Raw genomic sequence first — 17,757 nt, 5'->3', positions numbered from 1 at the left:
CTAAACAGCCTCTTCGAGCCACAAGACTGTGGAGAAGATCGATGGCGATACGTCTTGCTGTCTATGTGCTGGTTGGCACGATCAGCACCACAGGCGCTGCAATCGGACAGGGGATCGCTGCGCCTGCTAATCCGCCAAGAGCCGGAGGTGAAGTGGCCCCCCTTCCTCCGCTCGTCGCGACACCTCAGAGTGCCACCGGCAGTGTATCGGGTACGACCACTTCAGATGACACCGAGCAGGTGCGCGGACTTTGCCGGGTTGTACCGGAATGGCGGCACTTCGGGATCTGTCATCGTCTACGTAGAATGAATTGATGAACATCCCAGGACGCAGCTGGGCCACTTCTCCCTCCCATAGCCGCAGAGCGCGCGCTTACTTGCGTTGATCGATGAACTGGGTCGGGCGCAGCGGGGGGCAGAGGGACCCGGCGTCCCATCTCCCGCTTTCGAAGAACGCGGCTTCAGCGCGTCGCGCGCTGTGTTGAGGGCGCTGGAGCCTTCGGTCCGCTGATCGGGATGCGGCTGAGCAGGAACACGAGAAGGCGGATCGGCCAGGTGAGGAGGCGGCGGAGGTAGCGTAACGCTGCGGCTGAGTAGCGGAAAAAAAATCGGCACAGCCTGGGATTAGAATGCTGTGCGGCGGCGTATGTGGGGTGATGAGGCAAAAGAGTTCCGGCTGGATTGGCTTCGACGTGGTTGCCCAGCTCGGGGCGCTGCGACGCTATGCGCGCTCGCTCACCCGCGACGAGGTGGCGGCGGAGGACCTCGTCCACGATGCCCTGATCCGCGCCTATGAGAACCGGGCCGGCTTCCGACCTGGAGCCGACCTACGCCCATGGCTTCTTGCGATCCTTCACAACGGCTTCGTTGGCGGCTGGCGGAGCCGGCAGGCGGAGCGGCGCCGTCTCGAGGAGGTCGCTACCCTCGCCCCGTCGCAGAACCCCGGCCTCGGACCCGAGGCGGCAGTCCGCCTCGGCCAGCTTCATCGCGCCTTCGCCGCCCTCCCGGACGAGCAGCGCGCGGCACTGCACCTGGTGGCCGTTGAGGGCGTCCCCTACGGCGAGGCCGCCACCATTCTCGACATCCCCCTCGGCACGCTGATGTCTCGACTGGGCCGTGCACGGGCCACCCTTCGGGCAATCGAGGCAGAGGAGCCGGCCGCCCCCGGGACAACGACTGCGGGTAGCGGGGGGCCACCGGCCTGGCGGCCACGACTGCGCATCGTGGGAGGATCCCATGACGACGCCTGACCCCATCTCAGAGTTCGACCTCCACGCCTATGTCGACGACCAGCTCGACATGCCCCGGCGCATCGAGGTGGAGGGATATTTGGCCGCCCATCCCGAGGCTGCTGCACAGGTCATGGCCGATCTCAGGACGCGCGACACGTTGCGCCTCACTCTCGGCGCATCGCTACCGGATCCGGCAGCGATGACCCTTGGGGTCGCAAGCAGGCTGCAGCGCGGGCTCATCGCCGCCCGGCTCGGCTGGCGGTTCCGTCCCGTGGCGGCGGCAGTGGCTCTCGTTGCGGCCGGGTGGTTCCTGCACGCCCAGGTCGGCCCACTCGGCGTGTCGGAGAGCGTGGCGTCCTCACCGCCCCCCGCTTATGCCGAGGATGCCGTGCGGTCGCACCGCACGGCCCTGCTCCGCGCCCGGATGCGCTCGCAAATTGAGGTGCCGGATTACGACGCGGAGGAGATCCGCTTGGCGACCGGAATCGTCACGCCGGACTTGCCGCGCGGCTGGCAGGTGCTCGATGTGCAGGTCTTTCCGTCCCGCCACGGCCCAAGCGTCGAGATGTCGGTTCGAACGGCGTACCTTGGCACGCTCTCCCTGTTCGCTGTCCGAACGGAACACGCACACCACGCTGCCCCAATTGTCGTCCAGATCGGTGAGGAGCGCGTCGCCTACTGGCGCGCCGGCCACCTTGCCTACGCGCTGACTGGCGCCGCGGCGTTCGACGAGCTCGAGCAGGCAGCCCGTGCGCTGGCCGGCAGCCTTGGCTGATCTGAGGGAGACAGTAGAGACGTCATGAATGAGTTTCGCCATGACTGGCGCGCGTGATGGACGCGCTCGTCGCCACCTTCGAGGGATGGATCCGCGCCGGTGCGGGCTGGGCGCCGGTGGCCATCTTCGTCATCACTTTCCTGGAGTCACTGCCCGGCATCAGCATCCTGGTACCGGCAACGGCCCTGCTGCTCGCCATCGGGGCACTGCTTGGCGCCGGAACACTGGAGCCTGTACCGGTGCTAATCGCCGCCATCGCAGGCGCGATCGCTGGCGACGCAGTGGGCTTCTGGGTTTCCCGGGCAGTCGGTCTGCGCGTCGTGCGCCGCTGGCTGCCACGAAGCCAACGCCGGGCTTACGCCCGCGCGCTGCTCCTGTTCCGCCGTTGGGGTTGGGCGGCGGTGTTCTTCGGGCGCTTTCTTGGCCCAGTACGAGCCGTCGCACCTCTGATCGCTGGGGTTGCACGCATGCGGGAACGGCATTTCCAGTCGGCCAATATCGCATCCGCCATCGTGTGGGCGCCGGCCATGCTGTTGCCCGGCTATGCCGCCGCCCGCGGGGCGGAGGAAATGGCGGCCACTGACCACCCGCTTCTGATCGGTGGCGCGCTGCTGCTGATCAGCGCCGCCGGCTGGTTCGGACTGCGCCAGCTACGCCGGCGCACCGCCCGATAAACTACCGCAACAGATAGTCCATGTTCGAGTTTGGCTGGATCGACAGGGCCACTGCGAGCTCGGCTTCGGCGCCCCATTGTGCTGGAGCAGGTGGCGAAAGCCTGACACTGATCCTAGGAAGCGCCGATATGGATGTTCCGAAGGGCTATCTTGACGGCGCAAACGGCTTCGTCGCGCTTACAAACCATCTGCACTTGAAGGACATCGAAACCGTCATGGACCATCGGCCAAGGCGACCACCTCATGGGTTACGCACATTACAGGCGGTGGTGCCGTGATCGAGTCCGTAATCGTTCTGCTGCTCGGCATCTTCATGATCCTCGTGATCATTGCCGTTAACGGCTACTTCGTCGCACAGGAATTCGCCTACATGGCGGTCAACCGCACGCGGCTCGCCGCGCGGGCCGCCGAGGGCGACGCGTCGGCAAAACGCGCGCTGGAGGTCACGAAGCGTACAAGCTTCATGCTGTCGGGTGCTCAGCTTGGCATTACCGTCACTGGCCTGCTGGTGGGATTTGTTGCCGAGCCGTTCGTCGGCAGGTCGCTCGGTGTGCTGCTGGGCGGCGTGGGCGTTCCATTCGAAGCGGGGGTCGCCGTCGGAACGGTGTTGGCCCTGGTGGTGGCCACGATCATTCAGATGATTTTCGGAGAGCTTTTCCCGAAAAACCTTGCCATCGCCAGTCCTGAGCCGCTTGCGCGCAAGCTAGCCAGCTCGACCCTTATCTACCTTAAGACCTTCGGTTGGCTCATCGCGTTCTATGACAAGTCCGCCAACCTGTTGCTGCGGGCACTGCGTATCGAGCCCATTCACGACCTCGACGTGAGCGCCTCGGCAGATGACCTACCGCGCATCATCGCCGACTCACGCGACAGTGGAGATCTGCCGCTCGAACTCTCGCTGATGATGGACCGTATCCTCGACTTTCCGCAGCGCGACGTTGAGCACGCGATGGTGCCGCGATCGCAGGTCGATTGGGTAACCCCCGGGACGACGCTTGAGGAGTTGCGCACGCTCATGGCACGCGCACACACGCGCTACCCGGTGATCGACGATGACGACACTCCTGTCGGCGTCGTGCATCTGGCCGACGTGCTACCGCGCCTAGCCGCGGGAGACGCCAGAGAGCTGGTCGCATCGGTGATGAGACCGCCCTCGGTAATGCCGACACTGATGCTTTTGCCCGACGCCCTCACGCAACTGGTCGGCACCAACAACCAGCTTGCCTGCGTCATCGATGAGTATGGCGGCTTTGCCGGGGTGCTCACGCTCGAGGATCTTGCCATGGAAATCGTTGGCGAGATCACCGACGAGCATGACGTTGAGGTCGGCGGCCCAGTCGTACAGGACGGGGACGGCGTATGGCTGATGGACGGCGAGGTGCACCTTGATGAGGTCGAGCGCGCCATCGGCTACGGGCTGCCGCGCGGCGACGTTGAAACAGTTGCCGGCATGATTATTTCCGAACTCGGCGCATTGCCGGTTGAGGGCGACACCGTGACCGTCGATCTGCCCATTGATCCGGCCGAGGTGGTTGCCGACAACCCGGTGCGGCGCCGACTGGAGGTCGACGTGCTGCGCGTTGAGCGCCACGTCCCTAGCGAGGTGCGTGTGAGACTGGTCGTGGTGCCGGCGCGAGGGGACAACGCATGAGCGACCCGCTGATTGTCACGTTGGTGACCATCGCGCTGATTGCGCTGAGCGCCTACTTCGTCATCGTCGAGTTCGCTCTTCTTGGTGCGCGTCGAAACCGCCTTGAGGAGCTTGCCGTCACCAGCCGCTCGGCTCGAGCCGCGCTGCGCGGCATGAACGACCTGACGTTGATGCTCGCGGGAGCTCAGCTGGGCATCACCGTGTGCACCTTCGGCCTTGGTGCGGTGACGAAGCCGGCCTTCGACGCCTGGCTGGGCCCAGTGTTCCTCGCTTGGGGAATGCCTGATTGGGCTGCCGGCGGTAGCGCCTTCGCCTTCTCGCTGTTCATCGCGACCTTCCTTCATCTGGTGATCGGGGAGATGGCGCCCAAATCCTGGGCAATCGCGCACCCTGAAAAGTCCGCCCTCGCCATCGGCATCACCTCGCGCGCCTACATCTGGCTGCTGCGCCCGGTGTTGAGCTGGGTGAACAACTTGGCAAACCGCGTCGTGAAGGCAGCCGGCGTCGAGCCGGTCGAAAGTGCTGCCGTTGGAGGCCAGGACATCGCAACCATTCGACAGTTGGTCGAGCACTCGGCGAAGGTGGGCACGCTTGAGCCGCAGGTCGAGCAACGGATCTCGGGGCTCATCGATCTCGGTACCTTGCGGGTCGACGCCTTGGTGGCAACTGATGTTGCACCGACGCAGGTGATGCCGAGTGCGACAGTGGCCGAGGTGCGCGCCATCGCGTTGCAGTCGGGGCACATGCGCATCCTGATGCTTGGCGCCGACGGTGCGCCGCCGTCGGTGGTGCATGTGCGGGACACTTTGCTGCAGCCTGATGCCCAGCGCGCGATGGAGACGGCCCGACCGGCTTTCATGCTTGAGGCGCAGACGCCCGTCTACGAAGCGCTCGCTCGTATGCGCGCGGCAAGCGTGCAGCTCGCTGTCGTGATGGAGGATGGCAAGGTGCGAGGAATCGTGACGCTTGCCGACATCTTGAAGCGCTTGCTTAGGGCGGAGGCGGCGGCGTAGTCGGCGCTCATCTGAAACGAGTCGCGCGTCCAGCAGGCACGAGGACCGACATGCAGTGCGTCTTTGGCTTCGCTGGCAAATCGTCCTGAGGGCGTGGCTATACGGTCTGCCGGAGGATGCGCAGGTCATCCTCTTCGGCTGATCTCGCGCTGTTGGCCGCAACGCGCCCGTTCGCGGTGGAGACGGTATGGGACAAGCGCGTGGGGATCGCGGCAAGATGACCTGCTCCTGGTGCGGCTGACCCGCATCGGGTGCTAGCTAGGCGCGTCTGCTGGCCGGCGTCGGCGAGAAGACCCACGGGATATGTAGACCGTTCGATCAAGCTTGCTGTGTTCTTGGCACCGGAGCAGGCTTTGGCAGGGAGGATGCTGTTCCATGCCGCGATCGGAAACGCGCTACGCGAGAAGCGGCGACGTCCATCTGGCCTATCAGGTCGTTGGCCAGGGATCGCTCGATCTCGTCTACGTCCCTGGCTTCATCAACAACCTCGACCTCCAGTGGGAGGATCCCGGCTACGCGCGCCTACTTTCACGGCTAGCGGCGTTCTCCCGCCTAATCCTTTTCGACAAGCGCGGAACCGGCCTGTCCGACCCGGTGCTTGAGCCTCCGACCCTGGAGCAGCGCATGGACGATGTGCGGGCCGTAATGGACGCGGCCGGTTCATCACGCGCGGTGCTCCTTGGCGCCTCCGAGGGTGGCGCGATGGCGGCGCTCTTTGCCGCCACCTATCCCGACCGCACACGTGGGCTGGTACTCTATGGCGCTTACCCTTCGTTCTCGGCCTACGTGGCTGGGCCGGAGAAGACCGCAGCGTTCCTGGCGGACATCGAGGCCGAATGGGGCACCGGGCTCATGCTCCGCCGCTTCGACCCGGCACACCAGTCCGACCCGGTGCTGCGCGCTTGGTGGGCACGGCACGAGCGGCTCGGGGCAAGCCCGCGCATGGCGCAGCAGCTCGTGCGTATGAATTCTTCAATCGATATCCGCGCGATCCTGCCAACGATCCAGGTGCCGACCCTGGTGCTCAACCGCGCCGGGGACAGCTGGATCGGCGCCGAGGCAGGGCCGGTCCTCGCCGCATCCATTCCTGGCGCACACCTCATCACCGTTCCAGGCGATGCCCACCCGATCTGGATGGGCGAGGTGGACCCTATCGCCGATGAGATCGAGGCCTTCGTCACAGGCGAGCGCCCCGCCGCCGGACCCATTACGGGTCGTGCGCTGGCCACCGTTTTGGCGGCAGAGGTCAGTGACGCCGAGCGCGAGGCAGCAGCGCTCGGCGACGCGGCGTGGTGCGCAAAGCTGGACGTCTTCCGCAGCGAGGCTATGGCCATCCTGGGCCGGTTCGCCGCGCGCCCGGGCGCATCCTCCCGGGCCGACGGAGCGGTGCTCGCCGCCTTCGACGGGCCGGCGCGGGCGGTGCGCTGTGCCGCCGCCCTGCGGGAGACCGGGCACCGAGTGCTCGGTCGTGAGCTGCGCTGCGGGCTGCATGTCGGCGAGGTCGGCGCCGCCCTGTCGGCCGACGGTGCGACCGGCGGCTTGGCGCTACATGTCGCGCTGCGTATTGCCGCCCTCGCCGCACCGGGCGAGGTGCTGGTCTCGGGCACGGTGCGCGATCTGGTGGCGGGGTCCGGCCTGCGCTTCCGGGAGCGGCAGGCGCGCCTACCGCTCGGGCCCGAGGCCGGCGGCGTGAGGCTGCCCATGTTGGCTCTCGCCGCCGATGATCAAGCGGCGGCCCGTGCCAAGATCGAGGCAACCCCACCTCAAGTGCTGGCCAACAATGCTACTCCGGCCGGCTTGTCGGAGCTGAGCCCACGCGAGCGCGAGGTGCTGCGATTGATGGCGCAAGGGCTGAGCAACCCAGCCATCGCCGCGAACCTCGGCGTCAGCGAGAACACGGTGAAACGGCAGGCTGGCAATGTTCTGCTGAAGCTCGGTCTGCCCTCGCGCGCCGCTGCAGCCGCGCTGGCTGCCCGCGCTGGACTTGCATGATCCTGCCGGGCGGTGTGCTTACCGGGCGGTGTGCTTACCGGGTGATGTGCGCCCCGGTCCGGATGGGTGACGCCTCCCCCCGCGCTTCTCTTTAGGTTTTGACGTGGACGCGGAGCTGATGCGTCGCGACGCAGGATCGGGAGCCTCACGATGCACATCTCCACTCTCACCGCATTCGGCGCCACCAAGCCGGCGATCTGGCCAGGTCGGACTGTCATCCGACTGGGACTTGTCCTTGCCCTGTGCGCAGCTGCTGCGACCAGTGTGGTGCGGCTCTCCACAATCGTGTCGCCCGCATCCGTCCCGGCACTGGACGGCCGCTATGCTGGTGTGGCGACGCCCGCCTTTGAGGGACGCAACGGCGAATGCGCGTCGCTTGCCGCGCTGTCGGATCTCGTCATTGTCGGCGAGCACGCCTCGATGGCGGGCGGGGTCGCCGTACTTCGCGGCAGGCTATACAAAGGTGGCGCCCTTACGCTGAGCGGGGCTATGGGTGGGCCTGCAACTCTGACCGGCCGCTTCGAGGGAGCACGCTTTACCGGCGAGTTGCGGAGCTGGAACTGCACCTACGCTTTGGCCTTGTCACGACGGTCTTGAATCTGCCCTGGCGGCGCAGCGCCTCCAAGCGGCTTCGGATACTTGAGACTGCGGCGCAGACGGAGATCGAGAGCATCGAGATCAATCCCTTTCTGGTGCAAACGCAGGGCGGCGACGCGCTGGTGGCGCTACACGCGCCATAGCGGCGAAGCCTGCAGCCTTCGGCGATCTACCTTCTGATATTATGCCCACGCATGTTCTGCATAAGGCGCCGAAAAACTGCGGAGCTCGCGGCCCAACGCTTCTGCCAATCCGCTGCCGCGCCAGCGGCAAACGGTGTAGGGGCTGCTCGCGGGACGCATCTCCCTGATGCCGGCGTGCCGCGGCGGGTGCAGCGCATGTTGGTCCCGGTTCACCTGAAGCCCGCTCCCAGCATCAGGTGCTCTGCGGCCCCTCCAGCTGCCGTGCTGGAGCTCCCACCTGCCGCTGCCGAAGCGCGGCCAGACGATCGCCCAGGGTGGTGGGCACCGCCCCGGCGCCGGACGCAGCCTGCATGGCCTCCGCGATGTTGCGGTCCTCCTGCTCCGGGCGAGATGGCTGCAGCAGCTTCGCCTTGGCATTGGCAGCTTCGGCCTCGGCCAGATTGCGGGCCGCGTTGTCCTGCATTGCCTTCAGCGCCACGGACAGCCCGCTTGTCGCGCTTGATAGGCCCGCGGCCTCCCGCGCTGCTTCGGCCCGGCGTTCCGCCACGTCACGCTGCTGTTCTGCGCGGCCCATGTCGCGCTGCGCGCGGCTCAGCGCGTCGCGCGCGGATTTCAGTTTCTGGCCGGCCTGCGCATAGGCATCCTCCAGCGTCCGCAGGAAGTCGTTGGCATCCGCGGCGTCCTGCTTCTCCCGATCCAGGTCGGGCGCCATCTGCTCCAGCATGGCGACCAACGTAGCCAAGCTACGCTCCAGTTCTGCCTTGCGCGCTGGATCCGCCTCACCCTGCGCGCGCGTCTGCAACTGCTCCGCCGCCGCCATGCGTTGTTCGGACAAGCGCAGCATGGCATCGGCCTCGCGCTGCTCGCGCTCATAGGCCTGCCGCGCCTCCGCCACCTGGCGGCCAAGCCGGTCGAGATGCTGCTCCATGGTGCGCAGCTCGGCCTCCGTCGCCGCCTTCGGGTCCCAGCGGACCAGCGCCTCCACGGCACCCTGCACGGCCTGGTCAGACTTCACGCCAAGCAGGTTATGGATGAATGCGAGCATGTCGGTATCTCCTGGAAATAACTATCAGCCAGCCATCGCGCCGGCGTTGATCAGCGCCACGGCGATCTGGATGGCGGCGACGACGCATCCGGCCGCTAGGTTGCCAGCGTCGATCATCCGCCGCAGGTCGCGCAGCAGCGCCGCGGTGAGCAGGAAGGCGAGCAGCTGCACGACCACCGCGATGCCCCCCCACAGCAGGATGTCGAGGGTGACGAGGCTGGTCGCCAGCGTTGCCGCCAGCGGGATGGAAAGCGCGACCAGCGCGCCGGCCAGCACCACGCCGCCCGCGACGTTGCCCTGCTGCACCAGTCGCATCTCGTGAAAGGGTGTCAAAGCCATGTAGGCGCCGATGCCAGCGCCCAGCAGCGCCAGCGTGACGCCAAGCTGCGCCACCAGGACCGGCAGTCCCACCGAGAGCGTTTCGAAGATGTTGTCCAATGCCGGGACTCCTTCAGGCGAGGGCAAGCGAGGTCGGGTTGATGTCGATGCCGGCGCGGATCTCGACCCAGGCGCGGCCTGCTTCCTCCACCGCTACGACCAGGATGTATTCGGCCTGCGGGGCCGGCGCCGCGGCGCCGGTCGGCGCGGCGTAGAGCATGGCCTGGGCCTGACGCTGGCGCGTGCCGCCCAACTCCTCGATCGCCTCCGGCATCGCCCGCGGCTCGACCGGGCCGGCGCCCGGTGCCCAGTGGCGGGCATAGGTCTTGCCGTCCTTGATCTGGAATTCGGGCCAGCCGATCATGCCCTCCTGCGGCGCGAGCCACAGGGCCCATTCGGCCTCGTCCGCGGGCACCACCTCGTCGATGATGGCGAAGTAGCGGCAGTCCTGGACCGTGCCGGACGCGTCCACGTAGATCTGAAAGAAGCTGCGCTGGCCGGGCAAATAGAGCCGCGTCAGCTCCTCCTGGCCCTCGCGAATGCGTCCCACCGCCTCGATGCTGGTGCGGCCGACGGTCGGTGGCGGCACCTTCAGCGTGTCGCCGGCCAGCAGGAAGGGCGTCGGGTCGCAGGTCACGGTCATGCCGACCCGGAAGCTGGGCGCCGCGCTGAAGTCACCGCCGCGGCCTGCAGGCGCAGGCGGTCTAGCGGAGCCAGTGCGTGGGATCGTGCCCGCAGGATCCGGTGCCGGCTGAGCCGCGCGCTGCCGGCGCATGCGGAACAGCAACAGGCCGCCACCTACCAGGATCACCGGCAGGATCAATCCAAAGCCGCCAGCCTCCTCTGCTACGCTGATGGTCGGGGTGCGGGCATCATCGCGCGGGGCCAGCGCCACATCCGGCGGCACGTCCGGTGGCAGGTAGCTCGGGTCGCGCGGCTGGTCCTGCCGCTCCGCCAGCCGGCGGTCGAGCTCATCGAGGCGCTGGCGCAGCGCCGGATCCTGCTGCGCCTGCCGCGCCGCCTCGGCGCGGAATTCGCGAGTGCCGGCATCGTCGCGGTGGTTGTGGAAGAAGTCCGTGGCACCGGGCCGTGACAGGTTGTTCAGCAGGAAGGCCAGGAACACGCCGTCCCACAGCCCGAAACTGCGCTGCCCAAGGCTGGACCCCAGGCCCGGGAGCCCCCCCGGCGACCAGCCCCGGTCGCGATACCATCCGCCATTGCGGCCGACCGGCGCGCCGCCGCCCAGGGTTCCGCCGCGCCGCCACCAACTGGAATCTACGCTGGACGGCGCTCCCGGGCTGGCTCGGGGGCCGGCCGTCGGTCCGGGCTGTGGCGCCGGCGGGGCCTGCTGCCGGCGCATGCGGTCCAGAGCTTCCGCTGATTGTCTTTGCGAATAGCCGCGGTCCCAGGCCGAACCACCTGGCGGGGCCTGGGTCGAAGGCCGCCGCGTATAGCTGCCTGAAGGTACGCTGGGCCGTCCATAACCGCCGCTGGTTGAGGGCGTCCGCGGTACGACGACGGGGCCCCTGTAGGAAGGCGTGCGGCCATAGCTTCGGGACGAGCCGAGGCCGCGGGAGGAGGGGCGCGAATAGCCGCCGCTCGACCGAGGCTGGGCCAGCGCCTCCCCGGCCCAGCTGATCATGGTTGGCGAGGTGGTGGGAGGCCAGGCGGGGCTGGATGCGAGTAGTAGGACGCCCAACAAGCTCGCGCGCAGGCGCAGCGGCATAAGATCTCCAGTCTTTAAGCCTGGCAGGGGCGGCCTTGAAGGCTGCGGAGGTCAAACGGTAAAGCCTGTCCGGCGTTCCACGGCCCCACCCGCGGCGCAAAGAGGATCGGACCGAGGACAGAGCGTCTGGCCGCAACCATCGCGCCGGTGCGAATCGTCCGCGCACCCCGGCTTGTGCGCCAGCCACGCGGTGGATCAGTGTCCTAAGGTCTGAGTGCAGCGCTCCTCGCCTGCCGGCGGACGGTCCGCCCCGGCTTGCCGAGCTTCAACGCCGCCCAAGCGCGCCAAAGGTGCGGCCGCCCCAGGTGATGCCAAGCACCGTGATGCGATCGCCGCGCAGCCGATAGCCCACGATGAAGGTCAGATGTCGGGTCGGCCCGGGCACCACGATCTCGAGGACGCCCGGCACCACTCCGGCATGCCCAATGCGCGGGAACTCGCTCAGCCCCTCGATCGCGCGAGCCAGTCGCGCCGCCACCTCGTCAGCGAGGATCTCGCCGGCCTCGTGCCCAAAGGGGTGCCCCTCGACAATGGCCTCGCGCGCGCGCCGAACGTCTTCGATTGCCAGCAGCGTGAAGTCGATGGCGATCAACGACGGCGGCTGGTCCGTGAGGCGAAGGCGTGCGCCACCGTCTCGACGGACGCAATCTCGCCGGCATCGGCCTGGCGCAGGCCTTCGCGGAGATGGGCGGCCCACCCTTCCTGCGCCTCGATATACTGCGCAACAGCCTCGTTCACGAGGTAGCTGCGGTCGCGGTGCAGCGTTCGCGCCAGCCCGTCGAGAGCGTCCCGCCGATCAAGCGGCATCCTGACAGTCACCGGCACCGCAGTTTCCTGTTCGGCCATCGCCATCTCCCATATGCCATCGTAATACACGATCATATAGCGGAAGTTCAATGATGGCGCGCCCTGGTGTCTGCTTTGAGGCTAGCAACGCCGCGCCGCCGGCGCCTCGTCACGCAAGCACTCAGCCAGCGTCCTCTCTGCCGACCGCTCCGCCTCCTGCCCGCCTCCAGCCTGCGGCCACCCGCCGCCGGCGAGCTGGTCGAGGGTATGGCGGGTGCGGCGCATCGCCGCCTCGGTCTCGCGCAGGGCGGCGTCGAGGTCGTTGTAGAAGGCCGCGCGTGCGGCCGGGTGCAGCGACGCGATCGGCCCCGCCGGCGGCGCGGGCGGCTCGGCCGCGACCGGGACTTGGCGTAGCCGGCCGCGGCCGCGTCCGGGCTCAGGCCGGCGCGGCGGCGCCACGGCGGCGGCGAGCGGCGCCAGGCCGAACAGGCGACGGGCGGCGCGGCCGGTGACCTCGACGGCGACGCCGTCGCGGACCAGGGCGTCGAGGATCGTGCCGCGCTCTTGATCGAGATCCCGAGGGCCCGGGCGAGGGAGGTGGCGGAGAGCAGCGGCAGCGCGGCCAGCAGGTCGACGGCGGCGAGGGTGCGCGAGGCGCGGCGGTGGCCGGCTGTGGCGTGGCGGACCTGGGTCCAGCCGCGCTCGAGCTCGGCGAGCAGGGCCAGGGCGGCCTCGGCCTCCTCGGCGGAGGCGTGCAGGAACACCGGGATCCAGGTCCGCCAATCCCAGTCGACCTCGGCGCACAGCGCGCGACCGGCGGTGATCGGCAGTGGCGCCCGTAGCAGGCCGGTGCTGGTCCAATGGCGCACCAGGGCGGCACCCAAAGGGGCCCGGGCGACGCCGGTCTCTAGCCAGCGCCGGGCGGCCGTGGCCGCGTCCGGCAGGGCGACGCCGATCGCGGTATCCTGCTGCAGCGCCGCCCCACCCACTTGCTCGCCCGCCACCTCGACAGGTGGCTTGTAAGCTGCGCTTCCCCATGGGCATTTGGGAGATGGCTTGCCAGTCGGATTTTGCTCGGCCTTCCGCGCCTAACCAGTTCGGCTCATACTTCCGGCAAAGACCTTGCCCGCCTCTCGAAGGGCTCTCGCATGACGACCGATGACGACAAGACGCGGCCGCTGACCGACCTGCTTGACAGTCCGAATCTTGCCGCAGCGCTCGACAGCGATCGGTTCAAGCAGTTCCTCGACAACATCCCCTTTGCGATTGCCGTGGCAGAGCTGCAACCGCGGGAGCGCGTCACCTACGCCAACCTCGAGTTTGAACGGCTCTCTCGTCAGCGCCCGGACGAGCTGCTGGGTCGCCCCTGGAGCGATTTGAAGGCCATCGCCAGCGCCACAGGCGATGACCGCCAGCTCTGCGATGCGATCATGTCGGGCGAAGACCACATCGGCACCTTCCGCATGGTGCCGGATGTGGGAGAGGACGGAACTACCCTCGATGCCTGGTCGAACATCATCCACGACGAGGAGGGCGCCGCCCTTTTCCGGCTGGTGGCGCTGGCCGCGACCAACCCACGCAGCCGGACCAATCTCGATGCATCCGAAAAGCGCGTTCAGGAGAAGGACCTTTTGCTGCGCGAACTGCAGCATCGTGTGAAGAACAACCTTCAAATGATCACCGCGCTGATACGGATGGAAAGTCGCAATGCGCCGGATGATGAAACGGGCGAATCCTTCAGCCGTTTGGCTGGCCGGGTCAGCGCGCTGGCGCTGCTCTACCGCTCACTCTCGCCCGATAAGACAGGCGAGAGCGTTGATCTCGGGATTTATCTCAGCCAGATCGCCTCTGCCGTCATGCAGGCCCATGCAGTGGAAGGCATCCGGCTCGACCTCAAGGTTGACACCTGGCCGGTCTCGATCAACGTGGCAATGCCGGCGGGACTGGTTGTAAATGAGGTGCTGACAAATTCGCTGAAGCACGCCTTTGTCGGTCGCGCCGGCGGCACGATCACGCTGCACAGCCTGGTCGATGCTGAGGGCTGCCGGGTCTTCATCGCCGACGATGGGATCGGCTTGCCGCCTGGAACGAGTTGGCCCACCTCCGGGCGGCTCGGATCGCTGATTGTGCGGTCGCTCCGACACAATGCCGGGGCACGGCTGGAGGTCAGATCCTCTCCCGGGAGTGGCCTTCAGGTGACCATCCGCTTCACGCGCGCGGATGCGGCACCGGAAGTTGCCGAAGGGCATCCCATACGCGTTGCGCGTTAAGTGTCGCACCACATCGCTCCCCCCCAATACTTGGCCGCAGCGCATCCGCCGTGATCCAGCACATTTGCGTTATTGGACCACTCCCAGGTTCCGGTGTTTTGCGGTCGGGTTTCAGAAGCCCGATGAGCAATCTCTGATGCCGCCGGTGCGTCCTCCAAGAGGTCTGCTTATGCCGCAGAGTTTTTAGGCTTGCATCCCCCGCGCCGGTCTTCTGCTTGTCACCTCAGCACACCAGTCGTAATGACGGCGTCTCATCCCTCATCATGCAAAGCATTCTGGAGACAGCCTTGAGTGCAGCAGTAGCGTCCACAGGTGGGATGGAGGGGATTGGCCTTGAGCGAGACCGGTTCCTCCGGCTTCTCCTGCGTGAGCTTGCAGGTACGCTTCAGGACGTGGTGGGTCTGGAAGAGGCGTCCGGCTACATCAGCGTCGTCGGCGCCGCCATGGGCGAGTACATCGACAAGGAGTACCGGCAGGTCCTGGCGGTGGAGCACCTTTCGCGCGAGCAGGTCTCGGCGGTGCTGGTGGATCTCAAGCATCGCATTCGGGGTGACTTCTTTGTTGTCGAGGAGGCGGAGGATCGCATCGTCCTGGGCAACCGTGCCTGCCCCTTCGGGGAGATGGTACTGGGCAGGCCTTCGCTCTGCATGATGACCTCGAATGTGTTCGGGTCAATTGCAGCGCAAAACCTTGGCTACGCGGGGATCTCCCTCGAGGAGACAATCGCAGAGGGCCACTCCGGATGCCGCGTGGTCATCCAACTTCGCCCTGGCGCGAGCGCCGAGCCGGGCATCCGCGAGTACTTCCGCCGCGACGATGCTGGGTGATATGCCGGTCGCGAACGTCCTGGACGTGCTTCCCGAGCCAGCCCTAGTGGTCGGCACCGATGGCCGCATCGCCTTTGCCAATCGCGCAGCACAAGCTCGCCTTGGATCGGAGGTTGCCGTCACTGGTGACCTGGTCGGCCTCAGCCCCAACCTCGACGCGGCATCGGATCTCAGATCCTATCTTGTTCGCTGCTCCGGCTCGCAGAGCCCCTTGCCGGGGGCGATGGATCTGCGGGAGGCAGACGGCCGGACAACCCGCTTCCGATGCAGCGGAGGGCTGCTGGAGCATGGACGGGTTGGGGTGCCAGCCCGCGTGCTGCTGCGGCTTTCCAAGGGTGACGAGCGCTTCTCCGTGCTGGCGCAGAAGGTGCGCGACCTGAATGAGGAGGTTCGTCGGCGGCGTCGTACTCAAGCCCTGCTCGAGGAGGCGCTTCAGGACCGCGACGTCATGCTGCGGGAACTGCATCACCGTGTGAAGAACAATATCCACATGCTGGCGGGCATGCTCTCCGCCGCACGGCGTGAAACTCACGCCCCGGATGCGGCCAGGGTGCTGGAAGAAGCCGGCCGACGCCTCTCCGCCGTTGGCGCCGTGCACCAGATGCTCTATCGGGGTGACAACCTTACTGGGGTGGCTGGCGATGCGTACCTCACGCGGATCGGCATGATGGTCATGCAGGCAGGCGGGGCATCCGATCGTCTTGCCGTGGAAGCCGAACCCGTGGAAGTCCCGAACGATACGGCTGTGCCGCTTGCGCTGATCCTCAACGAACTTCTGACCAATGCCCTGAAGCACGGCATTCGGGCAGACGGAACACCGGGGAAGGTCCAACTCGGCCTTGCGGCGGTAGATGCGAACATCGAGGTCTGGGTTGAGGACGAGGGACCAGGCTTTGACGCGGCGGCTGAGCCTGGCCGACGTGCATCTGGACTCGGCTTGGTCCGTGGCCTGACACGTCAGATCGGCGGGGCCTTTTCGGTGGTCCCAGGTCGGGTGGGAGGCGCGCGCTGCGCAGTCCAATTTAGGAGCCGGCGCGGAGCGGCAGCCATCTTGACGGCCTCGCCCTCGTGAGAGCTTCGTCCGGCCTTACCAGGACCGCTCCGGGCTTGTTCCAGCCGAGACCGTTCTCCGTCGTACCCAGCCAGGCGGTGCGCGCGCAGGAGGATGGTCGAGAGGGCGCCAGCACTCTCTCATCCCGCGGCCGTGTTCTCATCGTGGAGGACGAGTACTTCGTCGCGCTCGACATCGAAGACGCCTTGAGCAGCGTCGGTTTCACGGTCGTTGGCATTGCGACGACGGCTGAGGAGGCGACCAGGATGGCCGAGGCAGAGAGGCCGGACGTTGTCCTGATGGACATCAGGCTGGCTGGCCCCCGTGACGGCATCGAGGCGGCGGCTGAGATTCGCAACCGGCTCGGCATTCGCAGCCTGTTCGCCACGGCCCATTCAGATGGTGCCACCAGAGCCCGTGGTGACGAAGCCGCCTCACCACTTGGCTGGCTCACGAAGCCCTACACAGGAAGCGAAGTGGTCCTGGCCGTGACCAAGGCGATCGCCAGGGTGCGTTGCGGTATCTAGGATCTTCTGGAACGGCTCCTTCGCTTCGAGCAGCGGACGATTTCAACTGCCCACTCAACGCGATGCAGTGGCGAGCCAGTCCTCGGCGCGCAAGCCGTCCACGCGCTGGAACTCACCAAGGTTGCCGGTGATCACCACGAGGCCGCGGCTGCGGGCATGGCCGGCGATGAGGATGTCGTAGGGGCCGATAACCTGCCCGCGCCGCTCGAGCTCGGCATGGATCTCGCCGGCATGCGCCGCGGCGTCCTCGTCGAAGGCGAGGACCGCAAGTCGCGCGGCGAGACCGTCCACGACCCGGCGGTTCTCCGCCGGCCGCGCCGATTTCGCCGCCCCGTGCAGCAGCTCCGCCAGGGTGATGGTGGAGATGCAGAGCGTCTCGGCCTCCGCGTTGAAGCGCGGCCGCAGGCCCTGCGGCCGGTCGCGCAGCAGGCGGATGCACAGGTTGGTGTCGAGCATGTTGCGCAGCATCAGAACGGCTCGCGCACCTGGTGCGCCGGCTGCGCCCGCGCGCCGAGGTCGACGCCCTCGCTGGCAAAGAAGTCGTCCCAGATGGCGGCGGCGGGCACGATCACCCGGCGCGCGCCGTCGCGGAGGATCGCCACCTCGCGCACGCCAGCCGGAAAGGCGACGTCCTTGGGCAGGCGCACGGCCTGGGTGCGGTTGCTCTGGAACAGGGTGGTGCGGGTCATGGCGTCACCGGAGGGATATCCCGCATGTATATCCTATCGGCGGCCTGCGTGCCAGCGACACGATGACAGTCTTCCCCGGGCAGCCCGGGGCGCAGGGATCCCGATGCTCGATCACGCGCCGGCATCGTCAGCGTCTTCTGCCGGCGGCTCCGCCTCCGGCGCGTCCCTGTCGCCAGGTTGCGGCGTCCAGCCGCCGCCGGCCAGCTGGTCGAGGGTATGGCGGGTGCGGCGCATCGCCGCCTCGGTCTCGCGCAGGGCGGCGTCGAGGTCGCTGTAGTCAAAGGCCGCGCGTGCGACCGGCTCATAGGCCGCGATCGGCCCGCTGGGCGGTGCGGCTTCGACCTCCAGCGGGACCAGCCGCGGCCGGCCGCGGCCACGCCCC

The 17,757-nt window shown here is 67.4% G+C and carries 20 protein-coding genes and 1 pseudogene; 12 read left to right on the top strand and 9 right to left on the bottom strand.

Features of this window, described 5'->3' with window-relative positions; all coding sequences use genetic code 11:
• Positions 1-655: 655 nt before the first annotated feature.
• The 8 genes from ACFHPP_RS27790 to ACFHPP_RS27755 all read left to right on the top strand — a co-directional run bounded on the left by ACFHPP_RS27790 (position 656) and on the right by ACFHPP_RS27755 (position 7,933).
• A complete protein-coding gene (locus ACFHPP_RS27790; protein WP_437166493.1) occupies positions 656-1,249 on the top strand; it encodes a sigma-70 family RNA polymerase sigma factor in 594 nt (197 codons plus the stop codon).
• Positions 1,236-2,006, top strand: a complete 771-nt coding sequence (locus tag ACFHPP_RS27785) for an anti-sigma factor family protein (protein ID WP_437166492.1) — start codon at positions 1,236-1,238, stop codon at positions 2,004-2,006. Before ACFHPP_RS27790 ends, ACFHPP_RS27785 begins: the two co-directional genes overlap by 14 nt.
• A 56-nt stretch (positions 2,007-2,062) precedes the next feature.
• A complete protein-coding gene (locus ACFHPP_RS27780; protein WP_437166491.1) occupies positions 2,063-2,680 on the top strand; it encodes a DedA family protein in 618 nt (205 codons plus the stop codon).
• Positions 2,681-2,700: 20 nt separating this feature from the next.
• On the top strand, positions 2,701-2,958 hold the full coding sequence (locus ACFHPP_RS27775; protein WP_437166490.1) for a hypothetical protein: 258 nt from the start codon (positions 2,701-2,703) through the stop codon (positions 2,956-2,958).
• Positions 2,955-4,331, top strand: a complete 1,377-nt coding sequence (locus ACFHPP_RS27770) for a hemolysin family protein (protein WP_437166489.1) — start codon at positions 2,955-2,957, stop codon at positions 4,329-4,331. The genes ACFHPP_RS27775 and ACFHPP_RS27770 overlap by 4 nt, the downstream gene beginning before the upstream one ends.
• Positions 4,328-5,344, top strand: coding sequence for a CNNM domain-containing protein (locus ACFHPP_RS27765; RefSeq protein WP_437166488.1), 1,017 nt, complete (start codon positions 4,328-4,330; stop codon positions 5,342-5,344). The genes ACFHPP_RS27770 and ACFHPP_RS27765 overlap by 4 nt, the downstream gene beginning before the upstream one ends.
• Positions 5,345-5,719: 375 nt before the next feature.
• Positions 5,720-7,336: an alpha/beta fold hydrolase gene (locus tag ACFHPP_RS27760; protein WP_437166487.1), complete on the top strand. Its 1,617-nt coding sequence runs from the start codon at positions 5,720-5,722 to the stop codon at positions 7,334-7,336.
• 150 nt (positions 7,337-7,486) lie between these two features.
• Complete coding sequence (locus ACFHPP_RS27755; protein WP_437166486.1) at positions 7,487-7,933, top strand: hypothetical protein; 447 nt, start codon at positions 7,487-7,489, stop codon at positions 7,931-7,933.
• 375 nt (positions 7,934-8,308) lie between these two features.
• Here the strand turns inward: ACFHPP_RS27755 and ACFHPP_RS27750 are convergent, their stop codons facing one another.
• The 6 genes from ACFHPP_RS27750 to ACFHPP_RS27725 form a co-directional block, all read right to left on the bottom strand.
• Positions 8,309-9,121 carry a hypothetical protein gene (locus tag ACFHPP_RS27750; RefSeq protein WP_437166485.1) on the bottom strand — a complete coding sequence of 271 codons (813 nt, stop codon included), beginning with the start codon at positions 9,119-9,121 and terminating at the stop codon, positions 8,309-8,311.
• 24 nt (positions 9,122-9,145) lie between these two features.
• Positions 9,146-9,559, bottom strand: a complete 414-nt coding sequence (locus tag ACFHPP_RS27745; protein ID WP_437166484.1) for a DUF350 domain-containing protein — start codon at positions 9,557-9,559, stop codon at positions 9,146-9,148.
• A 13-nt stretch (positions 9,560-9,572) separates the two neighbouring features.
• Entirely contained in the window at positions 9,573-10,622 is a 1,050-nt protein-coding gene (locus ACFHPP_RS27740; protein ID WP_437166483.1) for a DUF2491 family protein, read from the bottom strand.
• 868 nt (positions 10,623-11,490) lie between these two features.
• Complete coding sequence (locus tag ACFHPP_RS27735; protein ID WP_437166482.1) at positions 11,491-11,817, bottom strand: type II toxin-antitoxin system RelE/ParE family toxin; 327 nt, start codon at positions 11,815-11,817, stop codon at positions 11,491-11,493.
• Positions 11,814-12,122: a CopG family ribbon-helix-helix protein gene (locus tag ACFHPP_RS27730; protein ID WP_437166481.1), complete on the bottom strand. Its 309-nt coding sequence runs from the start codon at positions 12,120-12,122 to the stop codon at positions 11,814-11,816. The genes ACFHPP_RS27735 and ACFHPP_RS27730 overlap by 4 nt, the downstream gene beginning before the upstream one ends.
• Positions 12,119-13,015: a hypothetical protein gene (locus tag ACFHPP_RS27725; RefSeq protein WP_437166480.1), complete on the bottom strand. Its 897-nt coding sequence runs from the start codon at positions 13,013-13,015 to the stop codon at positions 12,119-12,121. Before ACFHPP_RS27725 ends, ACFHPP_RS27730 begins: the two co-directional genes overlap by 4 nt.
• A 144-nt stretch (positions 13,016-13,159) precedes the next feature.
• On the opposite strand from ACFHPP_RS27725, the gene ACFHPP_RS27720 reads away from it, so the two are divergent.
• The 4 genes from ACFHPP_RS27720 (at position 13,160) to ACFHPP_RS27705 (ending at position 16,686) form a co-directional block, all read left to right on the top strand.
• The gene (locus tag ACFHPP_RS27720) at positions 13,160-14,281 is read left to right on the top strand and encodes a sensor histidine kinase (protein WP_437166479.1); all 1,122 of its coding nucleotides are present in this window, start codon (positions 13,160-13,162) and stop codon (positions 14,279-14,281) included.
• Positions 14,282-14,544: 263 nt separating this feature from the next.
• On the top strand, positions 14,545-15,108 hold the full coding sequence (locus ACFHPP_RS27715; protein WP_437166478.1) for a methanogen output domain 1-containing protein: 564 nt from the start codon (positions 14,545-14,547) through the stop codon (positions 15,106-15,108).
• A gap of 1 nt (position 15,109) precedes the next feature.
• Positions 15,110-16,180, top strand: coding sequence for a sensor histidine kinase (locus ACFHPP_RS27710; RefSeq protein ID WP_437166477.1), 1,071 nt, complete (start codon positions 15,110-15,112; stop codon positions 16,178-16,180).
• Between the two features lie 35 nt (positions 16,181-16,215).
• Positions 16,216-16,686, top strand: a complete 471-nt coding sequence (locus tag ACFHPP_RS27705) for a response regulator (protein WP_437166476.1) — start codon at positions 16,216-16,218, stop codon at positions 16,684-16,686.
• Positions 16,687-16,740: 54 nt separating this feature from the next.
• Here the strand turns inward: ACFHPP_RS27705 and vapC are convergent, their stop codons facing one another.
• The 3 genes and pseudogenes from vapC to ACFHPP_RS27690 all read right to left on the bottom strand — a co-directional run.
• Positions 16,741-17,154, bottom strand: a complete 414-nt coding sequence (vapC, locus tag ACFHPP_RS27700; protein ID WP_437166475.1) for a type II toxin-antitoxin system tRNA(fMet)-specific endonuclease VapC — start codon at positions 17,152-17,154, stop codon at positions 16,741-16,743.
• The gene (gene vapB, locus ACFHPP_RS27695; protein WP_437166474.1) at positions 17,154-17,375 is read right to left on the bottom strand and encodes a type II toxin-antitoxin system VapB family antitoxin; all 222 of its coding nucleotides are present in this window, start codon (positions 17,373-17,375) and stop codon (positions 17,154-17,156) included. The genes vapC and vapB overlap by 1 nt, the downstream gene beginning before the upstream one ends.
• A 111-nt stretch (positions 17,376-17,486) precedes the next feature.
• Positions 17,487-17,757, bottom strand: a pseudogene (locus ACFHPP_RS27690) (hypothetical protein); the annotation flags it as partial.

This window comes from Falsiroseomonas sp. E2-1-a20 (assembly GCF_051433195.1).
GTDB lineage: Bacteria > Pseudomonadota > Alphaproteobacteria > Acetobacterales > Acetobacteraceae > Falsiroseomonas.
The sequence above is the reverse complement of the archived record's forward strand: the minus strand, read 5'-3'. Positions and strand labels throughout refer to the sequence as shown.